Annotated in this window: 6 protein-coding genes and 1 pseudogene; 3 read left to right on the plus strand and 4 right to left on the minus strand. The window is 70.7% G+C overall.

Annotated features, from left to right (window positions below):
• Both AB7U92_RS22035 and AB7U92_RS22040 read right to left on the minus strand, forming a co-directional pair.
• Positions 1-199, minus strand: a pseudogene (locus AB7U92_RS22035) (chemoreceptor glutamine deamidase CheD); the annotation flags it as partial.
• Positions 200-246: 47 nt separating this feature from the next.
• Positions 247-1125, minus strand: a complete 879-nt coding sequence (locus AB7U92_RS22040; RefSeq protein WP_428582127.1) for a CheR family methyltransferase — start codon at positions 1123-1125, stop codon at positions 247-249.
• Between the two features lie 199 nt (positions 1126-1324).
• On the opposite strand from AB7U92_RS22040, the gene AB7U92_RS22045 reads away from it, so the two are divergent.
• The 3 genes from AB7U92_RS22045 to AB7U92_RS22055 are packed head-to-tail and all read left to right on the plus strand — an operon-like array spanning position 1325 to position 3263.
• Positions 1325-2053, plus strand: coding sequence for a GGDEF domain-containing protein (locus tag AB7U92_RS22045; RefSeq protein ID WP_428582129.1), 729 nt, complete (start codon positions 1325-1327; stop codon positions 2051-2053).
• Positions 2050-2862 carry a MinD/ParA family protein gene (locus AB7U92_RS22050; RefSeq protein ID WP_428582131.1) on the plus strand — a complete coding sequence of 271 codons (813 nt, stop codon included), beginning with the start codon at positions 2050-2052 and terminating at the stop codon, positions 2860-2862. Before AB7U92_RS22045 ends, AB7U92_RS22050 begins: the two co-directional genes overlap by 4 nt.
• Positions 2859-3263, plus strand: a complete 405-nt coding sequence (locus tag AB7U92_RS22055) for a group II truncated hemoglobin (RefSeq protein WP_428582133.1) — start codon at positions 2859-2861, stop codon at positions 3261-3263. The genes AB7U92_RS22050 and AB7U92_RS22055 overlap by 4 nt, the downstream gene beginning before the upstream one ends.
• Before the next feature lie 45 nt (positions 3264-3308).
• Here the strand turns inward: AB7U92_RS22055 and AB7U92_RS22060 are convergent, their stop codons facing one another.
• A complete protein-coding gene (locus AB7U92_RS22060) occupies positions 3309-4001 on the minus strand; it encodes a Smr/MutS family protein (protein ID WP_428582135.1) in 693 nt (230 codons plus the stop codon).
• On the minus strand, positions 3998-4666 hold the full coding sequence (gene radC / locus AB7U92_RS22065) for a RadC family protein (protein WP_428582137.1): 669 nt from the start codon (positions 4664-4666) through the stop codon (positions 3998-4000). Before radC ends, AB7U92_RS22060 begins: the two co-directional genes overlap by 4 nt.
• Positions 4667-4772: the final 106 nt, after the last annotated feature.

The raw sequence follows: 4772 nt of genomic DNA on the forward strand, positions 1-4772 counted from the left end.
CGATGCACGAGCCCAGCGTGGTCATGATCAGGATGTCCTCGCTGTCGACGAAATACTCGCCGGGCAGGATCTTCACGGCGTCGTTCTTGAAGTCCGCGTCGTAGAAGAAGAACGAGGCTTCGCCCGGCTTGCGCGGCTGCGCCTTCAGGCGCGCCAGCCGCGTGCCGGCCGAAGAGGTGATGCTGGGTGCGAGGGCCATGATGCGTGCGTTATCGGCGTGACGGGGCAGGGCTGAAGCGCTCGGGCTCAGACGCGCTCGTAGATGGTCTTGCCGCGCAGGCGGAACAGCTCGCGCGAATCGGAGAAGTTCTCGGAGTGGCCCACGTAGAGCAGGCCCTTGGGCTTCATCACCGCATGGATGCGCTCGAGCACGCGGCGCTGCGTCGGCGCGTCGAAGTAGATCATCACGTTGCGGCAGAACACGAAGTCGAAGGGTTCGCCGAGCGACCACTGCGCCGACATCAGGTTGTGGGTGCGGAACTCGATCAGCTTCTGCAGCTCGGGGCGGATGCGCATGAAGCCGGCGTTGGCGCCGGTGCCGCGCAGGCAGTGACGGCGCAGCCGCTCGGGCGAGAGCCCGCGCGAATCGGCCGGGTAGACGCCGCGCGCGGCGGTGGCCAGCACCTTGGTGTCGATGTCGCTGGCCAGGATGCGGGCACCGGTGGAGGCGCCGAGCACCTCGGCCACCGTCATCGCGATCGAGTAGGGCTCCTCGCCGGTCGAGGCGGCGTTGCACCAGATCCGCGGATTGCTCGTGCCGCGCGCCTTCAAGTCGTCGGCGAAGGCGTGGAAGTGGTGCTCTTCACGGAAGAAGGCGGTCAGGTTGGTGGTCAGGCAGTTGATGAACTCCTGCCACTCTGATTCGCCGCTGGCGCCGCTGTTCGTCTCCAACCACTGCAGATAGCTGCCGAAGCTGCGGTGGCCGGTCTCGCGCAGGCGGCGCGACAGGCGGCTGTAGACCATGGCCTGCTTGCCGGCGTGCAGGCTGATGCCGGCGCGCTGGTAGATCAGCGTGCGCACGCGCTCGAAGTCGGCCTGGCCGAAGCTGAACTCCTGGTCCGGCGCCGGCAGGCCAGCGGCTGCAGCGGCCGGCCGAGGCGTGGCGTTGGAGGCGAGGGCGCTCATCGGGTCTCCCATCTGTGGCGGCCAAGGCAGGCGCTCCCCGGCCGGGGGTGTCACCGGGTTATCGACGCGCCACCGTGCCGCTTGAGGAAGATCGTCACGAACGATGAGGCGGGTCAAAGTGCGTCATTTCGGCGAATCGACCGCTGCACGGCTGCTAGACTGGCTTGTAAGCCGGTACCGACTTCACCCATCTCCACGCTTGGACGCTCCCGCCCCGCCCCCGCCGACCAAGGCCGGCTCCCTGCGCCTGGAGTCGGCCCTGCAGTTGCTTCAGCAGTCCGGGATGGAGCTGCCCGACACCCGCCAGAGTGATCCGGCAGGCTGGCTGCAGGCGGTGGTCGACGGGCTGTGCGAACTCTCCAGCCGCGATGCCTTGACCGGCCTGGCCAACCGCCGCCAGTTCGAGCTGGCGATGGCCCGCGAGATCGACCGGGTGGCACGCGCCGGCGAACCGGCCCTGGTGCTGATGATCGACATCGACCACTTCAAGAAGGTCAACGATACCCACGGCCACCCCGCCGGCGACGAGGTGCTGCGCGCCGTGGGCCGCGCGCTGCACGAATGCATCCGGCCGATGGACACGGTGGCGCGCTTCGGTGGCGAGGAGTTCGCGATGATCCTGCCCAACTGTCCGCCGGCCTTCGGCCAGACGGTGGCCGAGCGGGTGCGCAACAAGGTGCAGATGCGGCCGGTCAACGTGGCGCCGGGGGTGGACGTCGCCGTCACGGTGAGCATCGGCGGCGCCTATGCGCCGCAGTGGGTGCGCTCCTCGGCGCCGCTGTGGATCGAACGTGCCGACCAGCAGCTCTATCGCGCCAAGCAGGAAGGACGCAACCGCGCCTGCCTGGAGATGCCGCCGGTCTCCTACGTCAGCGCCGAGGAGAAGGGCCTGCTCTTCGGCCACTCCCAGTTCCAGGATCTCGAATGAGCAGCGACCGCGAAACGAACCCGGCCGAAGGCGGCAAGCCCGCACCGCGGGCGCACATCCTGGCCGTGACCAGCGGCAAGGGCGGTGTCGGCAAGACCTTCGTCTCGGCCAATCTCGCGGCGGCGCTGGCCCGGCGCGGCGAGCGCGTGCTGGTGCTCGACGCCGACCTCGGCCTGGCCAACCTCGACGTGGTGCTCAACCTGTTCCCCAAGATCACGCTGCACGACGTCTTCACCGGCAAGGCCGAGCTGGAGCAGGCCATCCTGCCCGCGCCCGGCGGCTTCTCGGTGCTGCTGGCCGGCTCCGGCCTGGTGGAGTACTCGCGGCTCACGCCGGAAGTCAGCGAGAAGCTGCTCGACGTCATCGAGAAGGTGGCGCCGCGCTTCGACCGCATCATCCTCGACACCGGCGCCGGCATCTCCGACGTGGTGCTCTACGCCGTCTCGCTGGCCGACGAGGTGCTGGTCGTGGCCACGCCCGAGCCCACATCGCTGACCGATGCCTACGCCACCATCAAGGTGCTGGCCACGCAGCAGCAGCGCACCGGCGTGCGGCTGATGGTCAACCAGATCGGCCGCCAGGGCGAAGGCCGCGTCATCCGAGGGCAACTGCAGCAGGTGATCGACCGCTACGTGACGCCGCAGATGAGCGATCCGGGCGTGCCCTTCAAGCTGGAGCTGCTCGGCGAAATCCCGACCGACTCGGCGGTGCGCGAGGCGGTGCAGAAGCGCCGCCTGCTGATGGAACTGCAGCCCGGCTGCCCGGCGGCGCAGGGCGTCTCGGCGGCGGCCGAGAGGCTGATGTCGTGAGCGACACGACGGCCCGCGAGGAGACCTCGGCGTTCGAACTGCTCGGCGGCGAGCCGGCGGTGCGGGCGCTGGTCGACCGCTTCTACGACCTGATGGACCTGGAACCGGCGTACGCCGCCCTGCGCTCCGTGCACGGCAGCACGCTCGACGACGCCCGCGACAAGCTGTTCTGGTTCCTGTGCGGCTGGCTGGGCGGGCCGCAGCATTACGTCGAGCGCTTCGGCCACCCGCGGCTTCGCGCCCGGCACCTGCCGTTCCCGATCGGCATCCGCGAGCGCGACCAGTGGCTGGCCTGCATGAGCCAGGCGATGCGCGAGCGCGAGGTCGATCCGGTGCTGGCCGAGCGCCTGGCGCAAGCCTTCTTCGGCACTGCCGACTGGATGCGCAACAAGGGCGGTTGATATGAGCCCCCGGCCGCGGGGTACCGCGGCCACCCCCCGATGGGGTCAGCCGGCCGCATCGGAGCGGCCGGGCGCTGGCCGGCTGCCCACAGCGTCCGATGGTTTCAGCAGCACGATCAGCGCCCCATGCCCGCCGTCCTGCGCGCGGGCCTGCGTGAAGGCGATCACCTCGTTCTTCTGCACCAGCCAGCTGCGCACCTTGCCCTTGAGCACCGGCTCGCGACCCGGAGAGCCGTTGCCCTTGCCGTGGATCACGCGCACGCAGCGCAGCCCGCCGCGCACCGCTTCGCGCAGGAAGGCGGCCAGGCGTTCGCGGGCCTCGTCGCGGCGCGCTCCGTGCAGGTCGAGCTGGGCCTGGATGGCCCACACGCCGCGGCGCAGCTTGCGCACCACCTCCGGCCCGACGCCGCGGCGGCGGAACGACAGCGCCTCGTCGGTGTCGAGCAGCGACTCGACGTCGAACTCGTCGGAGATCGACTCCGCGAGCACGGCCGCCTCGTCGCGCAGGCGCTGGCGCGGCTCGGGGTGGGGGCGGGGCACGACGATGGGGGCGCGCGCCGGCGGCTGCAGCGGCACCACCGGACCGACGCTGCGCGCGAACAGGTCGCGCTCGCGCTGCAGCCGTGCGATCTCGGCCTGGGCGCGCGCCGCCGCGGCGGCCGCCTCGCGCTCGGCCTCGCGCATCGCCTTGCGCAGCAGCTTGAGGTCGGCCAGGGAGTTGACCTTCGGCGAGTTCACAGCAGACCCCGCTCGGCGAAGGAGACGACCCCGGCGCGGCCGACCACCATGTGGTCGAGCACGCGAACGTCGACCAGCTGCAGCGCGCTCTTCAGCGACTGGGTGAGGAATTCGTCGGCACGCGACGGCTCGGCCACGCCGCTGGGGTGGTTGTGGGCGAGGATCACCGCCGCGGCGTTGAGCGCCAGTGCGCGGCGCACCACCTCACGCGGGTAGACGCTGGTCTGGGTGAGGGTGCCGCGGAACATCTCGTCGAACTGCAGCAGGCGGTGCTGCGCGTCGAGGAACAGCACCGCGAACACCTCGTGCTCGCGCGGGCCGAGGTGCAGGCGCAGGTAGTCGCGCACCGCGCCGGGCGAGTCGAAGGCAGGCCGATCGGCCAGTCGCTGCTGCAGCGAGCGTCGCGCCAGCTCGATCACCGCCGACAGCTCGGCGCGCTTGGCCGGACCGAGGCCCTTGATGCGTTTGAGATCGGCCGGGTCGGCGTGCAGCAGCCCGGCGATGCCGCCGAAGGCGTCGAGCACCTGCTGCGCGAGCTGCAGCACCGAGGTGCCCTTGAGCCCGGTGCGCAGCAGCAGCGCCACCAGCTCCGCCTCGGCCAGCGCGGCCGGCCCTTGCGACAGCAGCTTCTCGCGGGGGCGCGCGTCGGGTGGAATGTCCTTGATCACGGTCGGGAGGGCCGTGCGGGCCGGGCTCGTAAAATCCGCAGCCAGTCTACTGGAGCAGGCTACGCCGTGAATCTCGTGCAGCCGGGGTCCTTCCTGACCCTGC

Origin of the sequence: Piscinibacter sp., assembly GCF_050175855.1 — a bacterium.
In the GTDB taxonomy this organism is placed as follows: Bacteria; Pseudomonadota; Gammaproteobacteria; order Burkholderiales; family Burkholderiaceae_C; genus Piscinibacter.

What these genes read in the sequence shown, in the direction of transcription:
- AB7U92_RS22040 (WP_428582127.1), bottom strand. Translation starts at nt 1,125, where the DNA reads ATGAGCGCCCTCGCCTCCAACGCCACGCCTCGGCCGGCCGCTGCAGCC.
- AB7U92_RS22050 (WP_428582131.1), top strand. Translation starts at nt 2,050, where the DNA reads ATGAGCAGCGACCGCGAAACGAACCCGGCCGAAGGCGGCAAGCCCGCA.